Consider the following 2,137-nt stretch of genomic DNA (forward strand, 5'->3'; position numbering starts at 1 on the left):
TGACACCTATCAAGCCTGTAATACCGAATACGATACCTGCTAGGTACAGAATGTAGACCAGCTTTGCAGAGCCGCTATTGGTTGATGAGGTGTTGATCACTTGATCAGTCATGTGAAGTTCCTTTTCAGTCATTTTGGATTGTGTTGTTTTAAAGCTACGGCTCAACTAAGCACGTAGCCGAACCTGTCATAATGGTTCCACCGTGGCTGGTTTTGCAGCCGACGTACGCGATGGGTTTACCGTTCATATCCATGGTTGATGAACCTTGAACGATAACCGCGCCACAGCCGGTTTTATCACCGACCGTAGCAACACGCTGACCGTCGACTTCTGAATCAGAAGCGACGGAAACGATAGGGGTAGTTCCACAGCCTTTTTTAGGGCAGGAGTGGAGGTCTCCTAGGCGGGCTATGGGTTTCATTAAAAAACAGCTCCTACTCGCCATTCACCACTTTGATCTTTATAAAAAGCCACCTTCATTACAGGGCCTGAACCGTCAGGCCTCGCCCATTTAATCGGGGACGGGAGGACCGTAACTAACTTCCCTTTTCCGGCAATTTCAACATGAAGGTCTTCATTACTTTCTGGCAATTTAAGCTCTGCCAACTCAACTCCTGGACTGTGGACACGAATGTTATTCTTATTTAGAGAAATACTATTAAGGTAGCCATCTAAACCATCCAGCCCTAATGCGGTCCCCACTTGTGTCCATAGAGGCCCCATATAGTTTAGAAACTTTTCATAATTGTTATTATTAATAGTTTCATGAAATGATGAGTAAACATTTCTTATTTCATCTTTTAAAGAGTCACTCATTTCAATTTCCTGAGCATTCACCCAAACAAACTCTGGGAACCAGTCAGACAATTCAAATTTTTTAGATATTGAATACGCGGCGATAGGTTTTGTGAAAGCATTATAGAATAAAGATTCACTTTTGTAATGAAGCTCATTTTCTACTTTTAGATGTTCAGAGTTTTTCGCTACTTCTATACCATTGAAGTGGTCATCCTCTTTTATTTCTCCCTTATCCATATCGTACGATGCATTGATAATCGTAGTAAATTCCTTTTCCCTCGTGGTGTAATCTACACGTTCTACACCCGCATTTATATAAAATTTCTCTTTTACTCCTATAATGTAATCGTCCGAATTCTCATCTTTTCCAACTAAGGGAGAATATTTTATTTCTATGTCATTAATACCTTTTTTCAGAGCATAACTAATTGGTATAGAGGTGCTTTTAGTCTTTACACTAGAGGTGCTTTTAGTCTTTACACTAGTTCTGCTTTCAACCTTAATTCCATTAATATAAACAGAGTACAGTGCACCTTTAGAGTTAATATTTAAGTAGTAACCTGATGTAAATTCTTTACCATATCCATTTATAGAGAAACCTAAAAATAATATAAAAGAAACTGAAATACCAGCTACTATTTTTTTCAAATAAAACATCTTCCCAAAATTACTTTTCTTCAAACATGTCTTTAGTAGTTTCAAAAAATTCATACCTATCACCTTTTATTTCAGGACACTTAAACGCATTACCAAATACAGTTTCAGAAAACTATTTGACTCCTCTCTTACGTATTCTCAAACTTCATCATTATTAGCTTAAAACCTATAGCTAATAAAACGCCGACAAGCTATTTTTTCGAGTCTAGCTAGTCCATGCACATCAAACAAAATTCTGATGTTAACACCAAGACCGAAACCTTTCTCGATACCCAAACTAAAACAGCAACCGAAGTTGCTGTTTACAAATATGTTTTACTTATCGCCAGTCTGTAACTTAAAAGAACCAGCCGGTAGGGTTCGGGTGCGCTTGCTGCTGATCCAGTGCTTTCATACCTTTAACGCAGCGAACGATGAGCCAGATGACCCAAAATAGAATAATAAACCAGCCGACAAGCACCACCGATGTAATTGCTCCTATCGCTAAGAACAAGAAGCCGATCCAGAAGGTACGTATCTGAAATTGATAGTGTGTTTTTAGCCATTCAGGGGTGTCACTTTTGTTAATGTAGGCCATGATGACACCTATCAAGCCTGTAATACCGAATACGATACCTGCTAGGTACAGAATGTAGACCAGCTTTGCAGAGCCGCTATTGGTTGATGAGGTGTTGATCACTT

3 protein-coding genes are annotated in these 2,137 nt (G+C 39.1%); all 3 read right to left on the minus strand.

Going from position 1 to position 2,137, the window contains the following annotated elements; all coding sequences use genetic code 11:
* Positions 1–155: 155 nt before the first annotated feature.
* Positions 156–422: a PAAR domain-containing protein gene (locus tag BS617_RS17830; protein WP_075173909.1), complete on the minus strand. Its 267-nt coding sequence runs from the start codon at positions 420–422 to the stop codon at positions 156–158.
* A complete protein-coding gene (locus BS617_RS17835; protein WP_075174355.1) occupies positions 422–1,510 on the minus strand; it encodes a hypothetical protein in 1,089 nt (362 codons plus the stop codon). Before BS617_RS17835 ends, BS617_RS17830 begins: the two co-directional genes overlap by 1 nt.
* A gap of 283 nt (positions 1,511–1,793) precedes the next feature.
* On the minus strand, positions 1,794–2,137 hold a 344-nt coding region (locus BS617_RS17840; RefSeq protein WP_346424318.1), incomplete at its 5' end, for a DUF4870 family protein.

This window comes from Neptunomonas phycophila (assembly GCF_001922575.1).
Lineage (GTDB): Bacteria > Pseudomonadota > Gammaproteobacteria > Pseudomonadales > Balneatricaceae > Neptunomonas > Neptunomonas phycophila.

Coding starts and splice junctions, on each gene's coding strand:
- BS617_RS17830 (WP_075173909.1), bottom strand. CDS start 422: ATGAAACCCATAGCCCGCCTAGGAGACCTCCACTCCTGCCCTAAAAAA.
- BS617_RS17835 (WP_075174355.1), bottom strand. CDS start 1,510: ATGAATTTTTTGAAACTACTAAAGACATGTTTGAAGAAAAGTAATTTT.